General features: G+C 46.2%; 20 protein-coding genes. 11 read left to right on the top strand and 9 right to left on the bottom strand.

Going from position 1 to position 25,023, the window contains the following annotated elements:
• Window positions 1–89 precede the first annotated feature (89 nt).
• The gene (ppsA, locus tag K0H60_RS09005; protein ID WP_011716755.1) at window positions 90–2,459 is read right to left on the bottom strand and encodes a phosphoenolpyruvate synthase; all 2,370 of its coding nucleotides are present in this window, start codon (window positions 2,457–2,459) and stop codon (window positions 90–92) included.
• Between the two features lie 124 nt (window positions 2,460–2,583).
• On the opposite strand from ppsA, the gene ppsR reads away from it, so the two are divergent.
• The 4 genes from ppsR (at window position 2,584) to K0H60_RS08985 (ending at window position 6,390) form a co-directional block, all read left to right on the top strand.
• Window positions 2,584–3,396: a posphoenolpyruvate synthetase regulatory kinase/phosphorylase PpsR gene (gene ppsR / locus K0H60_RS09000; RefSeq protein ID WP_011622371.1), complete on the top strand. Its 813-nt coding sequence runs from the start codon at window positions 2,584–2,586 to the stop codon at window positions 3,394–3,396.
• 462 nt (window positions 3,397–3,858) lie between these two features.
• Window positions 3,859–4,923 (top strand): 3-deoxy-7-phosphoheptulonate synthase, encoded by a 1,065-nt coding sequence (locus K0H60_RS08995; RefSeq protein WP_220057912.1) that lies wholly within the window; start codon window positions 3,859–3,861, stop codon window positions 4,921–4,923.
• A gap of 151 nt (window positions 4,924–5,074) precedes the next feature.
• A complete protein-coding gene (locus K0H60_RS08990) occupies window positions 5,075–5,506 on the top strand; it encodes an acyl-CoA thioesterase (RefSeq protein ID WP_011622369.1) in 432 nt (143 codons plus the stop codon).
• 221 nt (window positions 5,507–5,727) lie between these two features.
• The gene (locus tag K0H60_RS08985; protein WP_011716753.1) at window positions 5,728–6,390 is read left to right on the top strand and encodes a response regulator transcription factor; all 663 of its coding nucleotides are present in this window, start codon (window positions 5,728–5,730) and stop codon (window positions 6,388–6,390) included.
• A gap of 80 nt (window positions 6,391–6,470) precedes the next feature.
• Here the strand turns inward: K0H60_RS08985 and cysB are convergent, their stop codons facing one another.
• On the bottom strand, window positions 6,471–7,445 hold the full coding sequence (cysB, locus tag K0H60_RS08980) for an HTH-type transcriptional regulator CysB (protein ID WP_011622367.1): 975 nt from the start codon (window positions 7,443–7,445) through the stop codon (window positions 6,471–6,473).
• Window positions 7,446–7,672: 227 nt separating this feature from the next.
• Between cysB and zomB the strand changes: the two genes are divergently transcribed.
• Complete coding sequence (gene zomB / locus K0H60_RS08975; protein WP_088211589.1) at window positions 7,673–8,452, top strand: flagellar motor control protein ZomB; 780 nt, start codon at window positions 7,673–7,675, stop codon at window positions 8,450–8,452.
• Between the two features lie 222 nt (window positions 8,453–8,674).
• On the opposite strand, the gene topA is transcribed toward zomB, so the two are convergent.
• The gene (gene topA, locus K0H60_RS08970; protein WP_220057911.1) at window positions 8,675–11,311 is read right to left on the bottom strand and encodes a type I DNA topoisomerase; all 2,637 of its coding nucleotides are present in this window, start codon (window positions 11,309–11,311) and stop codon (window positions 8,675–8,677) included.
• Between the two features lie 331 nt (window positions 11,312–11,642).
• Here topA and astB point away from each other — a divergent pair, with 331 nt between their 5' ends.
• Window positions 11,643–12,977, top strand: coding sequence for an N-succinylarginine dihydrolase (gene astB / locus K0H60_RS08965; RefSeq protein WP_220057910.1), 1,335 nt, complete (start codon window positions 11,643–11,645; stop codon window positions 12,975–12,977).
• 70 nt (window positions 12,978–13,047) lie between these two features.
• On the opposite strand, the gene K0H60_RS08960 is transcribed toward astB, so the two are convergent.
• Window positions 13,048–15,579, bottom strand: a complete 2,532-nt coding sequence (locus K0H60_RS08960; protein WP_220057909.1) for an Ig-like domain-containing protein — start codon at window positions 15,577–15,579, stop codon at window positions 13,048–13,050.
• 220 nt (window positions 15,580–15,799) lie between these two features.
• On the opposite strand from K0H60_RS08960, the gene K0H60_RS08955 reads away from it, so the two are divergent.
• The 4 genes from K0H60_RS08955 to K0H60_RS08940 all read left to right on the top strand — a co-directional run bounded on the left by K0H60_RS08955 (window position 15,800) and on the right by K0H60_RS08940 (window position 19,799).
• Window positions 15,800–17,113 (top strand): dicarboxylate/amino acid:cation symporter, encoded by a 1,314-nt coding sequence (locus tag K0H60_RS08955; RefSeq protein WP_220057908.1) that lies wholly within the window; start codon window positions 15,800–15,802, stop codon window positions 17,111–17,113.
• Window positions 17,114–17,263: 150 nt separating this feature from the next.
• A complete protein-coding gene (locus tag K0H60_RS08950; RefSeq protein ID WP_220057907.1) occupies window positions 17,264–17,611 on the top strand; it encodes a hypothetical protein in 348 nt (115 codons plus the stop codon).
• 173 nt (window positions 17,612–17,784) lie between these two features.
• The gene (locus tag K0H60_RS08945) at window positions 17,785–18,459 is read left to right on the top strand and encodes a response regulator (RefSeq protein ID WP_041412604.1); all 675 of its coding nucleotides are present in this window, start codon (window positions 17,785–17,787) and stop codon (window positions 18,457–18,459) included.
• On the top strand, window positions 18,450–19,799 hold the full coding sequence (locus K0H60_RS08940) for an ATP-binding protein (RefSeq protein WP_220057906.1): 1,350 nt from the start codon (window positions 18,450–18,452) through the stop codon (window positions 19,797–19,799). The genes K0H60_RS08945 and K0H60_RS08940 overlap by 10 nt, the downstream gene beginning before the upstream one ends.
• 15 nt (window positions 19,800–19,814) lie before the next feature.
• On the opposite strand, the gene K0H60_RS08935 is transcribed toward K0H60_RS08940, so the two are convergent.
• Window positions 19,815–20,510, bottom strand: a complete 696-nt coding sequence (locus tag K0H60_RS08935; RefSeq protein WP_220057905.1) for a 2OG-Fe(II) oxygenase — start codon at window positions 20,508–20,510, stop codon at window positions 19,815–19,817.
• A gap of 116 nt (window positions 20,511–20,626) precedes the next feature.
• Here K0H60_RS08935 and K0H60_RS08930 point away from each other — a divergent pair, with 116 nt between their 5' ends.
• The gene (locus K0H60_RS08930; RefSeq protein ID WP_220055288.1) at window positions 20,627–21,889 is read left to right on the top strand and encodes a cyclic di-GMP phosphodiesterase; all 1,263 of its coding nucleotides are present in this window, start codon (window positions 20,627–20,629) and stop codon (window positions 21,887–21,889) included.
• Between the two features lie 80 nt (window positions 21,890–21,969).
• Here the strand turns inward: K0H60_RS08930 and corA are convergent, their stop codons facing one another.
• The 4 genes from corA to cobB form a co-directional block, all read right to left on the bottom strand.
• On the bottom strand, window positions 21,970–22,917 hold the full coding sequence (gene corA, locus K0H60_RS08925; RefSeq protein WP_011716742.1) for a magnesium/cobalt transporter CorA: 948 nt from the start codon (window positions 22,915–22,917) through the stop codon (window positions 21,970–21,972).
• Window positions 22,918–23,043: 126 nt separating this feature from the next.
• Complete coding sequence (locus K0H60_RS08920) at window positions 23,044–23,406, bottom strand: hypothetical protein (RefSeq protein WP_220057904.1); 363 nt, start codon at window positions 23,404–23,406, stop codon at window positions 23,044–23,046.
• Window positions 23,407–23,650: 244 nt separating this feature from the next.
• The gene (locus tag K0H60_RS08915; RefSeq protein ID WP_088211364.1) at window positions 23,651–24,100 is read right to left on the bottom strand and encodes an ATP-binding protein; all 450 of its coding nucleotides are present in this window, start codon (window positions 24,098–24,100) and stop codon (window positions 23,651–23,653) included.
• Window positions 24,101–24,133: 33 nt separating this feature from the next.
• Complete coding sequence (gene cobB, locus K0H60_RS08910; protein ID WP_088211365.1) at window positions 24,134–24,877, bottom strand: Sir2 family NAD+-dependent deacetylase; 744 nt, start codon at window positions 24,875–24,877, stop codon at window positions 24,134–24,136.
• Window positions 24,878–25,023 lie beyond the last annotated feature (146 nt).

Genomic DNA, 25,023 nt, shown 5'->3' with positions numbered 1-25,023 from the left:
AGTCAATTATTGTTATGCGGCCCATTATAAACAAAAAAAAGCCGCTAAAAAGCGGCTTTTTTAACACCTTTATAAAATTACAACCGAGATCAACCGTGTGCTTCGGCTAAATATAACCAAGTATCAATCACTGTATCAGGGTTTAACGATACAGTATCGATGCCTTGTTCAACTAACCAAGCTGCGAAATCGGCGTGATCTGAAGGTCCTTGACCACAGATACCGATGTAAGCGCCCTTCGCCTTAGCCGCTTTAATGGCCATAGACAGCAGGATCTTAACGGCTTCGTTACGCTCATCGAACAGGTGGCTGATGATGCCTGAGTCACGGTCAAGACCGAGTGATAGCTGAGTTAAGTCGTTTGAGCCGATAGAGAAACCATCGAAGTGCTCAAGGAATTGGTCCGCTAACAGCGCGTTTGACGGTACTTCACACATCATGATGACGCGTAGACCATCTTTACCACGCTCTAAGCCCTGCTCTTTCAGCAGTTCAATCACTTGCTCGGCTTCTTTCACGGTACGGACGAATGGGATCATCACTTCAACGTTTTTCAGACCCATCTCGTTACGCACACGCTTAATCGCTTCACATTCTAACGCGAAACAATCACGGAATGATTCAGAGATATAACGGCTTGCACCACGGAAGCCCAACATTGGGTTTTCTTCCTCTGGCTCGTAACGGTCACCACCCACTAAGTTCGCGTATTCGTTAGACTTGAAGTCTGACATACGCACGATCACTTTCTTCGGATAGAAAGCAGAACCGATTGAGGCGATACCTTCGACTAAGCGGGCAATGTAGAACTCAACTGGAGAGTCGTAACCTGCGATCATCTCGTTGATTTCTTCCTGCAGCGCAGCGTCTTGTTGGTTGAATTCAAGCAGCGCTTTCGGGTGAATACCGATCATGCGGTTGATGATGAACTCTAAACGCGCTAGACCCACACCTTCGTTTGGTAAACGAGCGAAGTCAAAGGCGCGATCTGGGTTACCCACGTTCATCATTATTTTCATCGGTAATGCAGGCAGAGCGTCAACGCGATTAGACACCACTTCGAACTCTTGCTTACCTTCGTAGATGTAACCAGTGTCACCTTCGGCGCAAGAAACAGTCACTAACTGACCATTCTTGATACGGTCGGTCACGTCACCACAACCTACTACCGCAGGTACGCCTAATTCACGGGCAATAATCGCCGCGTGACAGGTACGACCGCCACGGTTAGTCACGATGGCGCTAGCGCGCTTCATGATAGGTTCCCAATCTGGGTCAGTCATGTCGGTCACTAACACATCACCAGGTTGGATTTGATCCATATCCGCGATAGAGGTTAATACCTTAGCCACACCTGAACCGACTTTATGACCGATAGCACGACCTTCAGAGATCACCGCGCCACGGCTCTTTAAGTGGTAACGTTCAATTAATTGTACGTCTTCACGGCTACGAACCGTTTCTGGACGCGCTTGAACGATATAGAGTTTGCCATCGTTACCGTCTTTTGCCCACTCGATGTCCATTGGACGACCGTAGTGTTTTTCGATAACCATAGCTTGTTTAGCCAGTTCCATCACTTCGGCGTCGTTGATGGAGAATTGACGACGTTTTTCAGCCGCAACGTCTTCAATTTTCACTTGTTTGCCGTGAGAAGCGTCATCGGAATACACCATCTGGATGAGCTTGCTACCGATATTACGGCGAACAACGGCTTTATGGCCTTGAGTGAGGATAGGTTTGTGAACATAGAATTCGTCAGGGTTTACCGCACCTTGAACAACCATTTCACCCAGACCGAAAGATGAAGTGATAAACACTACATCGTTATTGCCTGATTCAGTGTCCATGGTGAACATCACACCTGATGCCGCTTTGTCTGAACGAACCATGCGTTGTACGCCGGCCGACAGGGCAACACCGTGGTGCTCATAACCTTGGTGAACACGGTATGAAATGGCACGGTCGTTAAAGAGTGACGCGAACACGTGCTTAATCGCCACGAGTACTGAGTCAAATCCTTTCACGTTTAAGAAGGTTTCTTGCTGACCAGCAAAAGAAGCATCTGGCATGTCTTCTGCGGTAGCAGAAGAACGCACCGCGAATGATGCATCGCTCGTTTCAGCGGCAAGTTTGTCGTAAGCTTCACGAATCGCTTGCTCTAGAGCTGGTTGGAACGGGGTATCGATAACCCATTGTCTGATCTGTGCACCTACTTGTGCCAGTGCATTGACATCATCTACATCCAATGTTGCTAGGATGTCATAAATCTTCTGGTTTACTCCACTTTGTTCAAGGAACTCATTGAACGCATAAGAAGTAGTCGCAAATCCGCCAGGTACTTGAACACCGGCATTAGCTAGATTGCTGATCATCTCGCCAAGAGAAGCATTTTTACCGCCAACCAAGTTGACGTCACCCATGCCTAATTCCTGATACCAGAGTACGTATTGCTGCACAGTTCTATCTCCGCAAGTTTATTTCAGTGGCCCCTTCACACGAGGGCAGCGGCATTTTACACTCCCGCCGAAGCAGCGTAAATCTATAATTTTATTTGTAATTTTATTACTACAAGAGGTCAGTATGGCACCAAAGGTATTTTACATCTCCGACGGGACAGCGATCACAGCTGAGGTTTTTGGGCATGCAGTACTCTCGCAATTTCCATTAGAATTTGAGTCACTTACAATTCCATTTGTTGAAACATTGGCAAAAGCCGAGAACGTTAAACGACAAATTAATGATTGTTTTATTACAACAGGTGAAAGGCCGTTAGTGTTCCATTCGATCGTAAAACCTGAAATTCGGGACATTATTTATTCGAGTGAAGGTCTCGATTACGATTTTTTAAATACCTTCGTTGCACCACTTGAACAACATTTAGGCGTTAGCGCCTCTCCGGTGTTACATCGCACCCACGGGAAAGCTAATCACGGCTACGAAGCCCGTATCGATGCCATCAATTTTGCGATGGACAATGACGATGGCCAAACCATGAAACACATGGATCAGGCCGATTTAATCCTACTTGGCGTGTCTCGCTGCGGTAAAACCCCATCTAGCCTCTATTTATCGATGCAATTTGGCATTAAAGCGGCCAACTATCCGTTCACTGAAGACGATATGGATAACCTGAAACTACCTGAAGCGTTAAAACGCAATAAGAAAAAGTTGTTCGGCTTAACCATTGATCCGGTGCGCTTACACGAGATTCGCCAAAGCCGCATGGAAAACAGCCGCTACTCGTCCTTAAAGCAGTGTCGTTTAGAGGTAAAAGAAGTCGAGATGATGTTTAAACGTGAACGTATTCCTTATATCGACACCACCAACCACTCGGTCGAAGAAATCGCCACTAAAATTTTGGACGTGACAGGCTTAGAACGTCATATGTTTTAGGGCGTGTTGACGTCTCAGGGTTATTTTTGCAGCAATTTGGCTGGCGTTTATGCAAGGCAGAGTCCGTGCTGTGTAGTTATTCTACATAAACGGACGATAACGCGGCAGAAACGCCAGCCAAATGCTGCCCGAAGGGTTCGTCTGGCAAGCCCTTGCTCTTACTTTCTGTCATAAGAGCCGCTCGTCATTTGGGTAGAATAACTACACATCATTCCTCGTTTCGCGAGCACATGCTTGCCAGAACGAACAAAATCTAATCTCGAAACGTCAACACGCCCTAATCATCGTGATTTCGAACGAGACAATCGAGTCCCTCGATTTAGGCTAAATAGGTCTAACTTAAATCAAATTCATTGCACAGTTGCCGACAATTAACACAATTGGCACTGTGCAATGCTGTTCGATTCGTTATAATCCGAGGCAATCTGGCGAAAAGCGCCGCACGCAAGCTCGGTATTTTGAATGACCATTAAAACAGACGAATTACGCACTTCCTTATTAGCTAAAGTCATCTCACCTGCACAACTGGCATCTGAGTACCCGTTAACCCAAGATGCAGCCGATTATCTCGTTCAGCAACGTCGTGAAGTCGAAGCCATTATTATGGGCGAAGATCAACGCCTATTAGTGATCATTGGCCCCTGCTCTATCCATGACACTCAAGCCGCCCTCGACTACGCTCGCCGTTTAGCCGTATTGCACCAAGAGTTGAAGGACGATCTCTGCATTTTAATGCGCGTGTATTTTGAAAAACCACGCACTATCGTCGGTTGGAAGGGGTTAATCTCCGATCCTGATTTAGACGGCAGCTTCGAGCCGAATAAAGGTTTACGTATTGCCCGTGAGTTATTGCAGCAAATCACGGAGCTCAAATTACCGATTGCCACCGAATTTTTAGATATGGTGAACGGTCAATACATTGCCGACCTAATCACCTGGGGCGCTATCGGCGCCCGCACCACCGAAAGCCAAGTCCACCGCGAAATGGCCTCGGCGCTTTCCTGCCCCGTAGGCTTTAAGAACGGTACCGATGGCAATATTAATATCGCCGTCGATGCGGTGCGCGCAGCAAAAGTGCCACATATCTTCTATTCACCGGATAAAGACGGTGCCATGTCTGTCTATCGCACCCATGGTAATCCTTACGGCCACATCATTTTACGTGGTGGTAAAAAGCCGAATTACTTTGAGCAAGACATTGAAGAAGCAAGATTAAAACTTGAGTCCGTCAATGTAACACCACGTATGGTGGTTGATTTTAGCCATGGCAATAGCGAAAAGAATCACCTGAAGCAGTTAGTCGTTGCCGACAATATCATGGCGCAAATGCGCGCGGGCAGCACGGCAATTGCTGGGGTGATGGCCGAAAGTTTCTTACAGGAAGGCAACCAGAAGGTGGTTGAGGGTCAGCCATTATGCTACGGCCAAAGCATCACAGATGCGTGCCTGCATTGGGATGACTCGGAAAAGTTACTGCGCGACCTGGCTAAAGCCTCTCGAGATAGACGTGAGTTGCTCGGTAAATAAGTCGATGACCCACAGTAAAAAGGCTTCCACTGGAAGCCTTTTTACTTTTCGTTTTACCTTAACACCTAACGATATAGGCGTTTTCTACCATTCAAATTGAAAACTCACTATAATTGCGCCTCTTTAAAAATGCATAACCTCAGGTTGCCGTATGCCAAACTCGCTCGACTCTAGCCGCCCCGCCTTTTCTGATGCCATCGAACAACGGATCAATCAATCCGAAGCGCGGGTGATCAAGGCGGTATTCCCGTCTATCACCAATCACCACAACACCTTATTCGGTGGCGAAGCGTTAGCCTGGATGGATGAAACCGCCTTTATTGCGGCGACTCGCTTTTGCCGTAAAACCTTAGTGACCGTCAGCTCCGATAGAATCGACTTTAAAAAACCAATCCCAGCCGGCACCTTAGCCGAACTCATCGCCCGCGTGATCCATGTGGGTAATACCTCGTTAAAGGTGGAAGTGAATATTTTCGTCGAAGACATGTATCAAGATCATCGCGAGCATGCGATCCGCGGCGTATTCACCTTTGTTGCGGTTGACGAACAACGCCACCCAACTCAGGTGTGGACCGCTGAATAAGATTTAGTCAGCCAAGATAACGCACTCTAGCCCTTAAACCCCTTGGTTTTGGGGCTCATTTTTATGTGAATATCCCGCCCACTTTTGATAGACAAAAGTATAACAACCAGAAACATATAAAAATTTTGTCAATCTTACTGCATAAAGCAATAGGATCCTCGATTACTTTTCTGTTACATTGGGTTTAATCTTCACGTGCCACGAACATAACCAACAAAGCCATGAAGCTAGAAAACTTAAATATAATTATTGCCGATGACCATCCATTGTTTCGAAATGCACTACGTCAAGCCCTCAGTAGCGCTTTTGAGCACACCCAATGGTATGAGGCCGACAGTGCAGATGCGTTGCAGTCAGTGTTAGATTCACAAACTGTGAATTACGATTTGGTTTTGCTGGATCTGCAAATGCCTGGCTCCCATGGCTATTCGACGCTTATCCACCTTCGCTCCCACTACCCTGAACTGCCAGTGGTAGTGATTTCGGCCCATGAGGATATCAATACTATTAGCCGTGCTATCCATTATGGCGGCAGTGGTTTTATTCCTAAATCAGCCTCGATGGAAACCTTAAAAGAAGCGCTCACCGCCGTATTATTTGGGGATATCTGGTTACCTGCTGGCGCCGAAATCATCCCGATTGAAGATGATGATACGGATAAGATGGCGAATAAACTCTCCGACCTGACACCACAGCAATATAAAGTGCTGCAGATGTTCGCTGAGGGCTTGCTCAATAAGCAAATCGCCTATGACTTAGGTGTGTCTGAAGCCACCATCAAAGCCCACGCCACCGCGATTTTTAGAAAGCTGGGTGTCCGTAATCGTACACAAGCCGTCATTGCCTTAGGTCAGCTTGAAATGGATAAAGTGGATTTGACCTAATTCGGCTATGACCGCAGTCAATTCCATATAAAAATGCCGCATTTATTGCGGCATTTTTTATTGTCTCTAACACTATTGAATCAACGCATTGGCAGATTTTTATCAGCAAACATTTCATCAATAAGTTGTTGATCGCGTAATGCCACGGCCTTTTCAACCACATCACGGGTTAAATGCGGCGCAAAGTGTTGAATAAAATCATACATATAACTTCGTAAGAAGCTGCCCTTTCTAAAACCGATCTTAGTCGTACTGTGGGCAAATAAATGGCCCGCATCAATGGCAACTAAGTCTTTATCGATATTAGGGTCTATCGCCATAGACGCAATCACCCCAACCCCTAAGCCTAAACGTACATAGGTTTTGAGCACATCGGCGCTGGTCGCACTAAAGACCACCCGCGGCTCGAGGTTGGCGCGGTTAAAGGCTTTTTCAATCTCCGATGCACGGTCAAAACCAAACACATAAGTGACTAATGGGAAACGGGCTAAATCTTCGATACTGATATGGGTGCGGGTCGCCAATGGATGATCTTTGGGGACCACAACCGAGCGGTTCCAATGGTAACAGGGCAACATGATTAGGTCGGAATACAAGTGCATCGCTTCGGTGGCAATCGCAAAGTCAGCATCACCGCGTGCCGCTTGTTCGCTGATCTGCGATGGCGTGCCTTGGTGCATATGTAGGTTGACTTTAGGATAGCGGTCGATGAATTGGCGAATAATATGGGGTAACGCATAACGCGCCTGCGTATCCGTGGTGGCGATATTCAACTCGCCTTGATCGGGCTTAGTATATTCTTCGGAAACTTTTTTAATGCTTTCGACTTTGCCTAAGATATCGTTGGCGATATTAATCACCTGCTGTCCGGCGGGTGTCACATGGGTCAAATGCTTACCACTGCGTCCAAAAATCTGGATACCCAACTCATCTTCCAACATGCGAACTTGCTTACTGATCCCAGGTTGTGAGGTATATAAATTTTCCGCTGTGGCCGATACGTTAAGGTTGTGTTTGACGACCTCAGCAATATACCTGAGCTGTTGCAGTTTCATCTTATGTCCTTGTCTCAAACAGGCTGAATTGGATTGGCGAAAATGGCGCAACTCAGTATCAGCTATAATCAATCGTTATAGTATATAGTAAAAATTAAAGCAAATAGGAATATAGAGCACAAGTCTTAAGTTTCATACGACAGAAATGATAACCTAGGCTAAGATATCTATGCTAGTTTATTGATTTATTGTAGCATTACCCTAATTAGATAAATAATGGAACAGCTATGACATTCACCTTGGTTCTGATCCTCATCGGTGCACTTTTACTGCTTGTTATCGGAATTAACGTTATACAACAACAAAAAGAACGTGCTGAGGCTGAACGTCGCATAGAATTTGCCCGTCAACGCGCAATTATTGATGAAACTGAAACCGTATTATCCAACACTGGGATGATACCTTGTAGTACACACATCATCTTAGTGCTCTACCGCCGTGTGCAAGAAGCGTTAGAAATCGCCACCACTTTAAGTACGAGTCAACAGCAATCGGATTTTCAACGTCGTCTTACCGATCTCAAGTCACAAATCGAGACATTGCAATCTAACACGCCACAGATGCCCCCCATCGAAAATTTTAGATTGCCGGATAATGACAAGCAGATCTTAGTATTAGTACAGACACTCAAAAAACTGAAAGCCATTTTACGTGCCGAGCATAATAAGGGTCGTGTCGATCCCAATGTGTTTGCCCAGGAAGAGAATCGTATCGATAGTTTACAACTGCGAATTAACGTCGATTCCATGCTGTCTCGTGCCCGTGCCGCGAGCTTTATGAAGCAATATGGCTCATCTAAGCAAATGGTTACCAAAGCTTTAGCAACCCTACACGCCATTAAAGCACAAACGCCGAATGACCCTTTTATTGCCCGCAAGGTCGATGAAGCCAAAATGCTGTTAGATGAGATTATGGGCGCACAAAAGCTTTCTGCCCCGAGTGCGCCTAGACCCAAAAATGAAGAAGATGATATCGATATGCTGTTTCAACCCAAGAAGAAATGGTGATATCGCTTTTCTAAATGAGGAACGTTTCCATAAAAAAGCCAAGTCTGTGACTTGGCTTTTTTATGCGTGATATTTTGATGCTCAATATCTCGGTTATCGATAAAGCACTGTCATTGCTGTCATCGGGTATTTAACTCTAGATAACAAAATGGGCTCACCTTAAGTGAGCCCATTTGCCTATACCGCGAAGAAAAGGAACTTAAATCCTATTGAGAATAGGCGTTACTTTTTGGCTTTCTTCGCCGTCGATTCAGTCACCCATTTACCATTCACATAATGGGCCGACCATCCGGTTGCTTTACCATCAACTTCGGTCGCCACATATTGCTCTTTGGTCTTACGGCTAAACTTAACCGCCGCTTTATTCCCCTCATCATCGGCGATAGGAGCATCGGCAAGATACTGATATTTTGGCCACAATAGCTCGCGATATTTCACTAACTCTTCAACCAGTGGCGCCCGGGTTTCCCGAGATTTAGGGAAAGTACTGGCTGCCAAGAAAATCCCCGCCGCACCGTCACGCAGCACAAAATGCGCATCAGACTTGCTGCATTTCAGCTCTGGCAGATAAATAGGATCTTCTTTTGGTGGCGCAGCTTCACCGTTTTTCAGTAACTTACGAGTATTCTTACATTCCTCGTTAGTACAGCCGAAATACTTACCAAAACGGCCGTTTTTCAGTTCCATATCATGGCCACAGCGGTCACATTCGATTAATGGCCCTTCGTAACCTTTGATCTTAAATTGGCCTTCTTCGACCTCGTAACCCTCACAGATGGGGTTATTACCGCAAACATGCAGCTTGCGCTTTTCGTCGATTAGGTAGCTGTCCATCGCCGTACCGCAAATGCCACAGCGATGCTTGGCGCGTAGCGCATCGGTTTCGGCATCTTCACTGTCGCTAATCGCTTCTATGCCTGGCGTTAGGTTCATGGTGGTTTTGCAGCGCTCTTTCGGTGGTAACTCGTAACCCGAACAACCCAAGAACACCCCAGTTGTGCCGGTACGGATCCCCATTGGGCGACCGCAAGTCGGACACTTAATATTGGTCATCACCATTTGATTGAGGCGCATACCGCCTTCTTCTGGTGCCAATTCCGCCTTCTCTAGTTGTTTAGTGAAGTCGGCATAGAAACCATCGAGCACTTTTTTCCAATCCAGCTCACCGCTGGCGACGTCGTCAAGGGTCTGTTCCATGCTGGCGGTAAAGTCGTAGCTCATAAGCTCAGCAAAACTACCGACTAAACGCTCACTGACAATTTCGCCCATTTTTTCAGCATAGAAACGGCGGTTTTCAACTTTGACATAACCCCGTTCTTGAATCGTTGAAATAATGGTGGCGTAGGTTGAAGGACGACCGATACCACGCTTCTCTAATTCTTTTACCAATGATGCTTCACTGTATCTGGCAGGCGGCTTGGTAAAGTGTTGCTTAGGCTCTAATTCGACCAGAGACAACAGATCACCTTCGTTCACCGAAGGCAAGGTATTGTCTTCTTCATTTTTCTTTTTCAATGCGGTTTGAACACGGGTCCAACCGTCAAAGCGCAGGATACGTCCCGTCGCTTTCAGTTCGTAGTCACCCGCCTTCACAGTGAGCTTTGTCGCATCGTATTGAGCAGGTGTCATCTGGCAGGAGACAAACTGACGCCAGATCAACTCATAAAGACGCTGTGCATCACGCTCCATATCGGTTAATGCTGCCGCTTCGACATTCACGTTTGATGGACGAATCGCTTCGTGCGCCTCTTGCGCGCCTTCCTTAGAGCCGTAGCGAATCGGTTCGGCAGGTAAATACTTGGCGCCGTACTCCTTGCCGATCATCTCACGCACGCTGTCTAACGCTTCTTGGCTTAAGTTTGTCGAATCGGTACGCATATAAGTGATGTGACCCGCTTCGTACAAGCGCTGTGCCATCATCATGGTTTTCTTCACTCCAAAGCCTAAGCGAGTACTGGCCGCTTGTTGCAGAGTCGAGGTAATAAAGGGAGCAGAAGGTTTACTTTGGGTCGCTTTATCTTCGCGAGCGATCACTTTAAAGCTGGCTGAAGATAAGGCTTGAACGGCGGCTAACGCTTGCTGCTCATTTGTTGGCTCAAAGGCTGAGTCTAAGTACTTAACCACTTCCATGCGCAGCGCTTCGCTCGCAGGCGTATTCAGCTGTGCATGCACATCCCAAAACTCTTCGGGTACAAAGGCTTTGATTTCGCTTTCACGCTCCACCACAAGACGCACTGCCACGGATTGTACTCGTCCTGCAGATAATCCACGGGCAACCTTCTTCCACAACAGTGGTGACACCATAAAGCCGACGACACGGTCTAAAAAGCGCCGTGCCTGTTGGGCATTGACCATATTGGTATCAAGAGCAGAAGGTTTACTAAAGGCTTCTTGAATCGCAGTTTTGGTGATCTCGTTAAAAACAACACGTTGATACCGTGAAGGATCGCCACCAATCACCTCTTGCAAATGCCAGGCGATGGCTTCCCCTTCACGGTCTAAGTCCGTTGCGAGATAGATTTGGTCAGCAGAATCGGCTAAGGCTTGCAGCTCTTTAACGACTTTCTCTTTACCCGGTAGGATTTGATATTTAGCCGCCCAGCCCTTTTCAGGGTTAACGCCCATACGCGACACCAGCGCCTGGTGGTCTTTCACCTTTTTATATCGCGCCTTTTCTTCTGGCGACATCTTCTTCACTTCGGCGGCGGATTTCACCTTTTCATTGCCGTCAGATGAAGAAGAGGTTGGTAGGTCACGGATATGCCCCACGCTCGATTTAACGATGAATTCTTTGCCAAGATATTTATTAATAGTCTTAGCTTTGGCCGGTGATTCGACAATAACTAGCGATTTACCCATAGTTTGATTTGCGCCAAAAAATCTCAAGAAGGTGGAAATTGGCTCCATATATAGAGGGTTGCATTGAGAGTTTCAAGCTAATCCCTCTTTTATATGTACCAGCGAGTCACTTTTTAATCAAAGTTGAAAAAATGTAAAAAAATAATATTGCGTAATTAAAAACTAATATTTCATTATTTGCCAGCAAGCAAGAAATAGTTATGCATTTATCGTGAAAAAGTCGCTTTGAGCACAAAACCGTGCGCTTGTGCCCACAAAAACCTTCAGTATACTGGGTCGCTTCAGGGACCATTTGAATAAATAATAACCTTCCCTATCACAAGGATAAGCAATGAAGCACTTTGAAGCGAATTTCGACGGACTCGTTGGGCCAACCCACAATTATGCCGGTTTGTCTTTTGGCAATGTGGCCTCACTCAACAACGCCGCTTTAGTCTCAAATCCTAAAGCCGCCGCTAAACAAGGTTTGCAAAAAGCCAAAGCACTCGCTGATTTAGGGATGATCCAAGGCATGTTAGCGCCACAAGAGCGCCCAGATCTTAATACACTGCGCCGAATTGGTTTTTCTGGCAGTGATGCCCAAGTATTACAACAAGCCGCTAAAACCGCGCCTGCGCTGCTTAATGCTTGTTGCAGTGCTTCGAGTATGTGGACGGCGAATGCCGCAACCGTGTCGCCCAGTGCCGACACCCGTGACGGTAAACTGCATTTTACCCCTGCCAACTTAGTCGATAAGTTGCATCGCAGTATCGAGCCCATCACAACGGGGCGCATCTTAACAGCAACTTTCAACGATCCCCACTATTTTCATCACCATAATCATTTACCTGAGCATAATAGCTTCGGTGATGAGGGGGCGGCGAATCATACTCGCCTGTGCCAAGAATATGGTCATGCTGGGGTCGAGCTGTTTGTTTACGGTCAAGAAGCCACCAATCCTAATGCGCCGAGACCACAAAAATATCCCGCCAGACAAACCCTCGAAGCGTCGATGGCGATAGCAAGATTGCACCAACTTGAGGAAGATAACTGCGTCTTTATTCAACAAAATCCCGATGTCATTGATCAAGGGGTATTCCACAATGACGTGATCGCCGTGGGTAACCAAAATGTGCTGTTTTACCATGAGCAGGCATTCTTAAATACACAGGCTAAGTTAGATGAAATAAGACGAAAACTCGATACCGAATTATTCTTTATCGAGGTTCCAACCGCCAAGGTGGCGATTAACGATGCGGTAAAGAGCTACCTCTTTAATACCCAAATCATCACTCTCCCCTCGGGCGAAATGGCCATCATTGCCCCAACGGACTGCCAAGAGAATCCGGCCATTTATGCGTATTTAAATGAGCTACTCACGTTAAATACGCCAATCAAGCAAGTGCTGTATTTCGATGTGAAACAAAGTATGCAAAACGGTGGCGGTCCCGCCTGCTTGCGTTTACGGGTTGCCATGAATGAACGAGAAGTGGCTGCTGTGAATCAACACACTTTACTTAACGATGCTTTATTCGCGCGTTTAAATACCTGGGTGGATAAGCACTATCGCGACCGTTTATCGACTCAAGATTTAGCTGATCCGCAATTAGTGATTGAATCACGCACCGCATTAGATGAGCTCACCCAAATCATGAAATTGGGAAGTGTGTATCCATTCCAACGCTAATGTGATTTGAGCGTAAAATTTGAAGGTAAAAAATAAGGTGCCATTGGCACCTTATTTTTTAAGTTGAAACCTACTTAACGACAATAGGAATGTTCAACACTTCAGAGGTTGTCCCCTCGAGTCCGACATCACTTAATCCCGGGGTCGTGACTGTCACAATCAAGTTACCAGAATCCGCTTGATCGCCACCTTTTAAGCTCACAACAAACTGTCTGCCACCGTTATAGTTGGTGCTTGGCCAAGTATAACTTGTTGAACTGGTTACTGTAGCACCTGAGGCTTTGAAGTTAACCACAGAACCTGCAGGCATTTGCTGGTTATTAATATCAGCAATAGTAAACATCACAGATGCAGTTCCTTTAATACCAATATCAATTTGGTTGTTACCAGCAACATTATCATTGATCACAACGTTTCCAAGCGTCGTTGCATAGGCTTCGCTACTGGACATAACCAGTACCAGCGAACGTCGTACAGAGATTGATGCCTGCGGACTACATTTCACGCCAGAAACTGAAGCATCACAAAGCACACCACTATACTCGCCATCTGCTAAGTTGAACTCACCTTGTCCTGTTGGATTGACTGGATCAATAAAGTCCGTAAAGGTCTCACGTGCACCAGAGGTATCAGTGGTACTTGCTGTCATGTATTTTGGGGTATAAATACCATCTTCGTTATGATCAACATATGCTTCACTTAAATCATAACAGTCACCGCTATTGTCACGACCGCAGTTAGTTGCACTACCCACGAATAAGTTAAATTCACTAGCAGTATCAAGAATGTTGTTGCTGTTCAGATCTGGGAAAGACTCTTCACCAATCGCAGTAGCGGTAATCGTCACGCGTCCGCCATAGGGTTGACCGTAATAGTTGCCATTATAGCTTCCTCCAGCAAGATTCACTTCTTGCTTTAAGAAAGCGGTAGGTTCACTGACTCGTATACCACTACTATCGAAGAAGGGTCCATTCCCATCAACTCCCACTGGACGAGGTTGCTGGCTGGTCCAAACAACAGAACAAACCCCATCTTTAGTTTGGCATGAACTTTCAATTGAACCACCCTCAGCGGTAAACACCACAGCGGTACCATCAGGTACAGGGTTGTTAAAAGCATCGGCTAAACGAGCAGTGACAGTCACTTTAGCACCATCATAGTTCCAACCTTCAACGTTTAATACTGAAGCAGAAAGTGAAAAACTGTCTTGGTCCGGCTTACCCGTTGACACCACTAATACATTGGATTGGCTGGAAATAGTCGAACCGTCTGTACCAAGCGTTGTAGCTGTCACTCGAACAGTTGTCGCCACAGTACCAGAGTTCACAACCGTTTGTACATAACCTTGATTGTTAGATGTCGCCGTTGCAGGCGTTAGACTCAATCCTGCAGAATCATTATTAAGTTTAAAATCTACAACCTTATTAGCTACTGGAATACCATTTGTATTTAACACTCGAAAACGTAATGTGGAAGATTCAACGGTTCCAGTACCTTTAATACCAATATTTTCAGGTGTCGCATCAACAAAAACAATACTTCCAACACTTGCAGGTAATACATTAATCTTACCTGTGGCTGATAAGTTTTTGCCTCCTACGTCGGCAGTAACAGTGATATTGTCATCACCTTCACAGCCTTTCGCAAGATAGGTACTGGTTGCCTGTCCACCAACAGCGGTGACTGGAGTGCTAAGTACTGCTTCTGGGGATGCCTTATTAGAACAAGTCGAGGCGAATTTAACATCGACTGGCTCAGTAAATGGATTACCGTCACTGTCTTGCAGCAGAATAGAAACGGTTGCAGTGCCACCAGCAGATAGGGTCGTAGCACTCACATCAGCTTTGCCTGACACAAAAGGTGAACCACTGCCCATTAGGACATTGGTCGCTCCCACAACAAACACTTGTTCACCAAATTCACCAGTGTTTAGTGATGCTTTGGCTGTACCTGCGCCAGGAGTACTCCCTGCGTACAAATTAACGCTCGCTTTACCATTCGCGTCTGTAATTGCTGTTTTTACAGGAAGATCGCCAATAGTAGTATCAAAAGTAACAATGGCCGCTTTGGATAATCCAGTGACAGTGGCAGTTAAAATACCTGGGGTCGTCGATGTAATACTATCAATCGCGTTACCAGCAGAGTCTGTCAGTTTTAGAGTCACTTGAGCTCCGCCACCAGCTTGACCGCCGTCACCCGCCATTACAAAACCTATTTTGCCGGATTCACCACTATCAATCTTTGCACTAACAGTGCCAGCACCTGCAATAGTGGCCGTATTTAAAATAATAGAGGCAACACCTTCACTATTTGTTAATGCAGTTGCCGCAGCAGGGAAAAAAGACCCCATGTTTGAATTACTCAAACTAAAAGTGACCAATTCACCCGCTAACGCTCCAACCTTCGAATCGACCACCTTAGCTGTAACAGTGGCAGGCGCATTCGCGGATATATTGGTATTTGAAATCCCCATAGTGACAGTAATAACACTGGGGGTTGGAGTGGTGCCAGTGCCATCGTCGGAGATATTACCTCCGCCGCCACATGCGACCAAGAAAAGTGAACATAATCCTGCGAGAAAAACCTTATACGCTGACTTCATTGTCAGGCTCCCTGTTACTCTGATGATAATACTAAGATTGACGCCTTTAACTTATAGGCTAACATTACACAATTTTCACCTAACTTTTCCAATACTCTCTTATTTTATTTCTCATATTTTGCAGTCAGTTTAACATCGGAACTCATTTAAACTTCTGCATTTTCTTGCTAGGCTTGTCGTCGCCAATATTAGAATGTATAAAAAACACACAGGAATCCCCATGGCAACCTTATTACAAAAGAAATTCGGCCTTACAAGCAAAATTCTGTTCGGTATGGCAACAGGTATTGCTTTAGGTCTCATACTCCGCAACGTCTTTCCAGAAAGCGATATCGTAAAAGACTATATTACTGAAGGTTTCTTACATGTTATCGGCACTATCTTTATCTCAAGTTTGAAAATGCTAGTGGTTCCACTGGTATTTATTTCATTAGTTTGTGGCACTTGCTCACTGAGTGAACCTTCAAAATTAGGTCGTTTAGGCGGCAAAACATTAGCCTTTTATTTATTCACAACAGCGATTGCTTTAATTCTCGCCATTGTCAGCGCGGTATTAGTTCATCCAGGTAATGCTTCGCTCGCTTCCGAAAAAATGGAGTACACAGCCAAAGAAGCGCCTAGTCTTTCGAGCGTCCTAATCAATATAGTGCCAACGAATCCGATGCAAGCCATGAGCGAAGGCAATATGCTGCAGATTATTATCTTTGCGGTGATTTTTGGCTTTGCGATTGCGCATATTGGCGAACGTGGGAAACGTGTTGCTGCGTTATTTGAAGATTTAAATGAAGTGATCATGCGGGTCGTTACGCTGATCATGCAGCTTGCGCCTTACGGGGTGTTTGCACTGATGGCAAAACTGGCTTTAACGCTAGGTTTGGGAACATTCGAAAGTGTGGTCAAGTATTTCTTTGTCGTGTTGGTGGTGTTACTCATCCACGCCTTTATCGTCTACCCGACCCTGCTTAAGTTATTCTCAGGCTTAAATCCGCTGATCTTTATTCGTAAGATGCGTGATGTGCAGTTGTTTGCCTTTTCAACCGCAAGCTCAAACGCCACCTTACCGATTACGATTGAGGCGTCTGAGCACAGACTCGGTGTTGATAATAAAATTGCCTCTTTCACCCTGCCATTAGGTGCCACCATTAACATGGATGGCACGGCGATTATGCAAGGTGTCGCTACTGTATTTATCGCCCAAGTCTTTGGTATTGAGTTAACCATTACCGATTATGCTGCCGTTGTTGTCACCGCGACCTTAGCGTCAATCGGTACTGCTGGGGTTCCGGGCGTAGGCTTGATCATGTTAGCTATGGTGCTTAACCAAGTTGGTCTGCCCGTTGAAGGTATTGCCCTCATTATCGGTGTTGACCGATTGCTGGATATGGTGCGCACCGCGGTTAACGTAACAGGCGATTGCGTCGCGACTGTGGTGATTGCCAAATCCGAAGGCGAATTTAACGAAACCGTATTCAACAATACCCAAGCCGGTAAAGTTGCCGGTAACTTCGATGAACAAGTGCATAAAGTAGAATAATCCTCACTTTCAATTGCATCTACTAAAAAGCCCAACTCAGTTGGGCTTTTTTATTTGTCTTATCCTGATTTTGTGAACAAGCAAATAGAATAGTTCTTTAAAACCCATTACATTAGTCCTCGTCAATATAGAAAGATAGAGTGGAAAACTATGTGGTGGAGAGTGAGCTGGATTATTGTCGCCTTTTGGCTGTTAAGCGCGCATTTTCTACGCTATGACCAGCTTATATTAACTGGCCTATTTGCATTCGCGCCTATGGGTTTACTCATCAAACACCCTGTCGTCATTCGACTACTGCAAGCGATATTATTCATCAGTGTGGTTATCGTTTGGGGCACAACCGCAATCGATGCGGTACAAATGCGTATCGCCCACGACGCGCCTTGGATAAGGCTGGCAATCATCATGGGTGGCGTGATGCTCTTTAGTCTTGGCGCGGTATGGAGTGCGAACGGAATTTGGCGCAACAGAGCACGTTATAGCAAGACGGCATTCTAGCGTTCAGAAACATCACTAAATTGCTTTAAAGACAATAAATTAGTACTTATTTTAGCCACTGCTTTAGCTTGGTCAGCCGAGGTTAAGTTGCCATTGGCTAAAATAAGACAATATTTGGCTCCCGCGTATATTTTGCGTACACTGAGCCCAGTCGACTTTAAGGCATGAGAATTATGAGAATTTTGGTTGTTGAAGATGATCTTATTTTATCCCACCATCTAAAAGTGCAGTTAAGCGATTTGGGCAACCAAGTCCAAGTCGCCCTCACCGCCAAGGAAGGATTCTTCCAAGCGACGAACTATCCCATCGATGTGGCTATCGTTGATTTAGGTTTACCCGATCAAGACGGCATTAGTCTTATACAACAATTACGTGAAGAAGGCGTTAAGGCGCCTATCTTAATCCTCACGGCCCGAGTTAACTGGCAAGATAAAGTCGAAGGCCTCAACGCGGGTGCCGACGACTATTTAGTGAAACCCTTCCAGAAAGAAGAGTTAGTCGCCAGACTCGACGCTTTAGTCAGACGCAGCGCAGGCTTTGTTAAACCCGTTATTACCAGTGGTGAGTTAAAGCTGGATCTTGCCGCCAAACAGGTCACCCTCGCGAATGAAGTCATGGAAGTCACCGCTTTCGAATACCTCATCTTGGAATATCTGATGCGCCATTGCCATGAAGTCGTCGCCAAACAGCGGCTACTGGATGTGATTTACGGCGACAAAGAAGGCGATCCTAACACCATTGAGGTCATGGTGAGCCGTCTACGTAAAAAACTTACCCGCGATGGTATCGACAACCCGATTGTGACCATCCGTGGCCAAGGTTATAAATTCAATCTGCCATGCAATTAAGACTCAAAATGAAGAAACGTCTGCTCACGCGGATGTTTCTCACCTCATTATCAATCATCACCTTAGTCGGATTTGGCCTCGCATGGATGGTCAATATTCTGCATGCGCAAAATAGCTACAACGAAGAAACTGCGCAGCTGATCGCCGAGATCCCCCAAGTCGCCGCCGAGTTGAGGGAACATGACTTAATCCCCGACACTAGCGCTTGGTTGGAGGAAAATAACAAGCAAGAACGCTATGTGATGGCGAGCTGCGATGAAAAATTTAAGCAAGTATGGACATCTTCCCTCGCCGTTGACCGAGGATTGTTTGATACTTGCGAGCGTTTCAACGAAATCCGCAACGACTCCCCGCCCTACTACCTGACCATGGCCGATGACAGAGGTTACTTCGTGTATTTACTCGCGGTCGAAATCGCGGGGGTGCACTACAACCTGCTGGTGATGAAAGATGCCGCCAAACTCGAGCAGGAATACAGCAAATTCAGTAAACGCACCTATATCCGTTTGGCCATGGTGCTCGCCCTCGCGCTGATCCTGCTTGTCAGTGCGGCTTATTGGGGGATGCGTCCGTTGGTACGGATGCAAAATGAATTGCAATCGATTAACCAAGGTAAGACGAAGTCGCTTTCAGAGGGTTACCCTGTTGAGCTTGAAGGGGTCACTCAAGCGCTTAACCAACTCTTACAACAATCAAGCGCGCAACAGCAACGCTATCAAAATGCGATGAACGATCTGGCCCACAGCCTAAAAACCCGTCTTGCCGCCGTGCACGCCATTACCGATGACACGAGTCTCAGTAAACAATCTGCCAATGAAAAAATCATGGAGCAGATCAGCCAAATGGATCAACTGGTTAAATATCAACTTAAACGTGCCATGTTGGGGCGCCAAGGCTTGAAACAAGAGCACACAACTATCGCCCCGCTCGTCGATCAACTCGCGCAAATGTTATTTAAGATTTACCGCGAAAAACAGGTGCAATTTAAGGCTAACATCCCCACAAACCTGCAGTTTCCGGGCAATAAGGGCGACTTGATGGAGCTATGTGGCAACCTGATGGAAAATGCCTTCCGTTTGTGTATCAGCCAAGTTCAGGTCAGCGCCCGTTATACGGATCAAGGTGATTTTGAATTAATCGTCGAAGATGACGGACCAGGGGTTGAAGAGAAGCTGCGCCAAAAAATCATTCAGCGGGGCGTGAGAGCCGACACCCAATCTCCAGGCCAAGGCATTGGCTTAGCCGTGTGTGATGAGATTGTCAGCAGTTATGGCGGCGAACTCAGCATTGAAGAAAGCCACTTAGAGGGCGCGCGCTTTCGCATTCACATCCCCGTCTAAATAAGTCCTAGGATTTTATGCATATACCGCGTATAACTGCTCGGCGCGGTTAAACATCACCCATGACGTGGCAATATATTTATCGTTACTGATAGGCATATTGCCGCGATGGGAATGGGTAAAGCCCGCGGGCGCAATCACCATAGTGCCTTTCTTTGGCGAAATCTTACGCTGCTGGTAATAAAACTCGGTTTCTCCGCCCTCTTCCACATCGTTCAAATAAAACATATACAGCACGACACGGTGCAGCGCCTCATTGTGGTTTAGCTGGGGAAATTGCTCCGAGTGCCAGTGGGGATATCCGCCTTTATTTTGCTGATATTTCTGCACATTGATGCTGCCACTGCGGTATAAATATTTAACTAAGGCTTCGGCTCTTGGCTTGCCGAGGCGCTCAAAATTATTCGGCGTTAAGGTTACAGCTTGACCTTGCTCGTCACTCACCGAAACCGCCACCGCGCCCATTAAGGCCATAGAATACTTAGTAAAATAATCCGTGGAGCCCTTTAGGGTATAAGATAACAGTTCATTCTTGATGGGTTGTAAATCGGCAAAATTATCTAAGGTGAGATCGCGGCTGATCTTCTTTTCGAGGTCGACACCATTACCCGTTTGACCATCGACCACACCGGCATGTTGTTCAAATGCAAGAATGAGACGATCACATAGGTCATCGGGTAACGCATTAGGGTATACTTCAATAAAGTCCATATATGCTCAGTGCTTCGGCTATTTTCTACCCTTACTATGCTGACACGTTAGTTAAGTAATTGTAAAGCTGCATCATTGATATAAAATAACCCCATTGGCTTCACGATAACAAGAATATGAAAAAAAGCTGTAAAGTTTCAGTCCATCAATTACAGGTCGGCAATTTTGTGCGTTTGCCCGTGGCTTGGAAAGATCACCCTTTTTTATTCAGTAGCTTTCACATCAAACAAGCTGCGCAGATTGAGCTCATTAAAAATCTGGGCATCGAATTCGTGATTGTCGATTTAGAGCGCAGTGAAACCACCCCCTTAAATCCAGATGCCGTTAATCCAATAAAATTGCCGCCGACGGCCGAGATCAATGTGTTAAAAAACGACATGGATCAATACAAGGCCGAGCAAATCGAAGTGCAAAAAAAGCTGCGCCGCGATATCCATAAAACCGAGCAAAACTTTACCCGCTCGGTGGCTATGATGCGCAGTCTTATTGCTAAGCTTCGCAATCGCCCACTCAATGCCGTGGATGATGCCAAGGATTTAGTCCATACCATTGTCGAGCAACTGTTAACCTCCGATAACCTAGTACTGCATTTAATGAGTGATGCTAAACAGGATGAGAGCATCTATTACCACTCATTAAACGTAGCCATTCTCTCTATGCTCATCGCCAAGGAGATGGAATGGGATCGCAGCGAAATCGAATTGGTCGGTTTAAGTGCGTTGTTTCACGATGTCGGCAAACTTAAAGTACCACCGCAAATTTTGAAAAAGACCACACCATGGTCGGCGCCAGAGCTGAATTTTATCAAGCAACATCCGCTGCTGGGGATTGAACTGCTTAAACTGGCCGATAACTTCCCAGAAGCCGCCTTGCCACCCATTACCAATCACCATGAGTTTCTCGATGGTACCGGTTATCCAAAAGGTTTAAAAGAAGCAGATCTGGATAAAATTTCCCAACTATTGGCCGTAGTGAACGAGTACGACTCGCTTTGTTATCCGAGTAATCAAGGTAAGGCGCGTATGCCCTATGCCGCCTTGGGCTATTTATATAAGCAGTACAAAACCAAATTAAATCAGGAATATATTGGCAAGATGATCAAAATGCTCGGCATTTATCCGCCAGGGAGTGTGGTGGAGTTGTCGAGCGGTCAATATGCCATGGTGATGTCGGTCAATCTGCAAAAACTACTTTGCCCGAAAATCCTTGTGTATGATGCACTGGTGCCCAAAGATCAGGCGCCGATTGTCGATCTTGAAGTCGAAGGGATAACGATAGTCCGCTGTCTGCCGCCCGCCGCACTGCCTGAAAAAGTACACGAGTACCTCAATCCTCGCGAGCGCGTGAGCTACTATTTTGGCGGCGATAGTCGTAAATAATCCATAAAGAGATTCATTTGCCCAATAAAAAGCCGGAGTGACTCCGGCTTTTTGTCTCTTTCGAAATCATTGAATGTCTATTACAGCCAATGCTTACGTTTAAAGAAGAAATACGTGCCCGCAGCACTGGCGAGCATCATCATGATTGCCATCGGATAACCATATTGCCAACCTAACTCAGGCATACCATGGAAGTTCATCCCGTAGCTACTGGCAATCAAAGTGGGCGGCAGAAACACCACAGCGGCAACCGAGAAGATTTTAATGATCTTATTCTGCTGTAAGCCACTGAAACCCATGGCAGCATCAAGCAGGAAGTTTAACTTATCGAAGATAAACTGACTGTGGGGCATTAACGACTCGATATCCGAGAGCATTTCCCGTAAGTCTTTCAAATGTTCATCGGACAATTGACCGCGGTAGTAGCGCTGCATATAACGCAGTGAGCGCTGGGTATCGAGCAAGCTCAATCGAATTTTACCGTTGGAGTCTTCCTGCAAGGTAATAAGCTTGAACACATCATCGAGTTCTTCGCTGTCGAACACTTGCTCACCGACATTTTCGAGCACGGTATACACATCCTCAATCAAGTCAGAGAGGTAATCCACTTTGAGGTTAAACAGCTCGAGGAACAATTCCTGCGGGGTTGAGACTTCGAGTCGCCCTAAACGTAAATAGTTACGCAACAAACGGATAAGGCCGACATCCTCCTCACGTATGGTCAACAGGAAATTCGTCCGCAAGTTGAAGGAAACGTTCACCCCACGTACGTCTTGTCCCACCCGCTGGGGGAATAACGAATTGATATGTAAGCCGTCGCTGTTTTGATAAAAACGCGCCGAGGCCTCAATCTCGTTGATATCCTCTTCGTCGGGCACTTCTTCAACGGAAAAACGACTTAACCATTCTCGCTCTGCATCATCAGGTTTATAGAGATCCAACCATATGGTCGACGCCGGAATACTGTCTTGTGTGTTAATCTCAGTGACCGTCAGTTGACGGTTTTCGTAGACATAGGCAGTAATCATGTGTCCTCCTGAAAAAAACTTAAGCTAAAAAGTCCACTTAAGTGCAGGCTAAAAAATTGTCGCTAGTTTAACGCATAACTTAGTAATGAAAAGGCGGGAGCGATAAATTCATAAAATAAATCTGTGTTAGTCTTCGAGAATTTCCAGCCGCTCCGCATTAGAAAAGCGAATATGTACGCCCTCAACCGTCACCATTTTGGCCTCAGAGATATCCCCTTTACGCGCCTTGTACACGCCGGATAACACCCCTGCAGGGGATACTATCATCACAGTCACGACTTTATGTTGATCGTACCAATACCACACACTGTAGCTTAAAAGACTCAGCCCCAGCAGTAAAAATGCGCCCCGCATGCCGTAACGGCGCCACAGACTCTGCATCGGCGGAAAATCCACCGAAGTGGCAGACGCCTGCTTAGGACGCTGGCTGGCCAGCAGTAAAATCGCCATAATGATAACGGCTAAGGTGAGCAGCAGTTTTGTTAACAAGGAACACTCCAGAGGGCGGGACTTAGCTGATTATAATCGACATTGAAATTCGAAACTGTCATTAAGATCAAGCTTATGCAACACAATATCACGACTGTATAACCGCATATTTCAATATCAGGCTAACAGCAGAAGATAACAACTTATCACTTATCACTTAACTGAGAAAATCGAGTCAATTGAAAGTCGAGTCAATACAAAGCGATGACACGCTATGCATCTACACAGCGGCAGATGAGGCGCCCTAGAATGCCTCAAACTGCGCGGCCATGCGTCGTATTTGATTTAGCGGCACACCATGACGATTACGCTCGGCACACAGTTGTTGATGCGCGCGGTCTAAAGGCTCGCCCACCAGAACGATACGCACTTGATAACCTAAGGCTTTCGCTGCCGCCTCATAGGCCATGTATTCCCAGCGGCAAAGATTCGTGTTGTCACAAATCACGATAGGCTGAGCGCTACTGAGCGCTTGAATAAACGCGGTTAAATTACGTTGATGGTATTCGGAGAGTTTTTTCGCATCGAATCGATACTCCTCTCCTTCGTAGAAAAAACTATCGGTCGAAAAAATGCCGCCTTGGCGAACGCGCAGCGCCTCTTCTAACGGTAGATTAGCAACAAACTGCTCGACCCAATGGGATTTACCGCTTCCCGGTAATCCTCGCATAATAATCGCCAGTTTTTGCGTCATACACTCGCTGCTCATTGTTTTAAATCGACCCGGTTAAATCAGATTAGACTCGGCTAAATCGGAGCCAATCACTTTACCTGCGAGTATGGTATCGACCAATTTAGGCACCAACTCCCCCGCTTTACCGGTTAAATGATATTGGAACTGGCTGTGTCTGTCGGGTGTGACTAAATTAACTTCCACCGTTTGCGCGCCATGATGATTGGCCGTATCGACAAACCCTGCCGCCGGATACACAGTACCCGAGGTGCCAATGGCGATAAACAAATCGCAGTTATCGAGCGCATCGTGAATTCTGTCCATCCCCAGCGGCATTTCGCCAAACCACACCACATGGGGGCGCAATCGTTGCGCCGGAATACAGCAAGTACAACAGTTATTGGGGCCGAAGGGTTCTCTCAATAAAAAAGTTTGGCGAGAGCGTGGACAGCGACCTTTGGATAATTCGCCATGCATGTGCAATAAGCGCCGTGAGCCAGCCCTTTCATGTAAGTCATCGATGTTTTGAGTCACGACCAATAATTGTCCGGCAAATTCCGCTTCTAGCTTAGCTAACGCCAGATGCGCCGCATTGGGCATCACGGCGCCACTGTGCAATTGCTCCCAACGACTGTTATAAAATCGTTCAACCAGTTGGGTATCGCGGGCATAACCTTCAGGAGTGGCCACGTCTTCAATATGATGTTCTTCCCATAGACCATCTTGATCGCGAAAGGTACGTAATCCCGATTCGGCAGAAATGCCCGCGCCAGTTAACACCACAATATGCTGGTACATACCGCTTCCTTTTATTGTAATTATTCTGTCCATTGTCCCGACATTTGCGCGTCGTGAACATTATTCCTTGGTATAACCTTACAAAAACTATGCTTGAATTGCCGCAATTTATTGCAATTTCGCGCTAAGTGACACAATTTATCTGC

Source organism: Shewanella mangrovisoli (assembly GCF_019457635.1).
Taxonomy (GTDB): Bacteria; Pseudomonadota; Gammaproteobacteria; order Enterobacterales; family Shewanellaceae; genus Shewanella; species Shewanella mangrovisoli.
Note: the sequence above shows the minus strand (reverse complement) of the source record. Positions and strands in the feature narration are given on the sequence as shown.

Coding starts and splice junctions, on each gene's coding strand:
- ppsR (WP_011622371.1), top strand. CDS start 2,584: ATGGCACCAAAGGTATTTTACATCTCCGACGGGACAGCGATCACAGCT.
- K0H60_RS08995 (WP_220057912.1), top strand. CDS start 3,859: ATGACCATTAAAACAGACGAATTACGCACTTCCTTATTAGCTAAAGTC.
- K0H60_RS08990 (WP_011622369.1), top strand. CDS start 5,075: ATGCCAAACTCGCTCGACTCTAGCCGCCCCGCCTTTTCTGATGCCATC.
- K0H60_RS08985 (WP_011716753.1), top strand. CDS start 5,728: ATGAAGCTAGAAAACTTAAATATAATTATTGCCGATGACCATCCATTG.
- cysB (WP_011622367.1), bottom strand. CDS start 7,445: ATGAAACTGCAACAGCTCAGGTATATTGCTGAGGTCGTCAAACACAAC.
- zomB (WP_088211589.1), top strand. CDS start 7,673: ATGACATTCACCTTGGTTCTGATCCTCATCGGTGCACTTTTACTGCTT.
- topA (WP_220057911.1), bottom strand. CDS start 11,311: ATGGGTAAATCGCTAGTTATTGTCGAATCACCGGCCAAAGCTAAGACT.
- astB (WP_220057910.1), top strand. CDS start 11,643: ATGAAGCACTTTGAAGCGAATTTCGACGGACTCGTTGGGCCAACCCAC.
- K0H60_RS08960 (WP_220057909.1), bottom strand. CDS start 15,579: ATGAAGTCAGCGTATAAGGTTTTTCTCGCAGGATTATGTTCACTTTTC.
- K0H60_RS08955 (WP_220057908.1), top strand. CDS start 15,800: ATGGCAACCTTATTACAAAAGAAATTCGGCCTTACAAGCAAAATTCTG.
- K0H60_RS08950 (WP_220057907.1), top strand. CDS start 17,264: ATGTGGTGGAGAGTGAGCTGGATTATTGTCGCCTTTTGGCTGTTAAGC.
- K0H60_RS08945 (WP_041412604.1), top strand. CDS start 17,785: ATGAGAATTTTGGTTGTTGAAGATGATCTTATTTTATCCCACCATCTA.
- K0H60_RS08940 (WP_220057906.1), top strand. CDS start 18,450: ATGCAATTAAGACTCAAAATGAAGAAACGTCTGCTCACGCGGATGTTT.
- K0H60_RS08935 (WP_220057905.1), bottom strand. CDS start 20,510: ATGGACTTTATTGAAGTATACCCTAATGCGTTACCCGATGACCTATGT.
- K0H60_RS08930 (WP_220055288.1), top strand. CDS start 20,627: ATGAAAAAAAGCTGTAAAGTTTCAGTCCATCAATTACAGGTCGGCAAT.
- corA (WP_011716742.1), bottom strand. CDS start 22,917: ATGATTACTGCCTATGTCTACGAAAACCGTCAACTGACGGTCACTGAG.
- K0H60_RS08915 (WP_088211364.1), bottom strand. CDS start 24,100: ATGACGCAAAAACTGGCGATTATTATGCGAGGATTACCGGGAAGCGGT.
- cobB (WP_088211365.1), bottom strand. CDS start 24,877: ATGTACCAGCATATTGTGGTGTTAACTGGCGCGGGCATTTCTGCCGAA.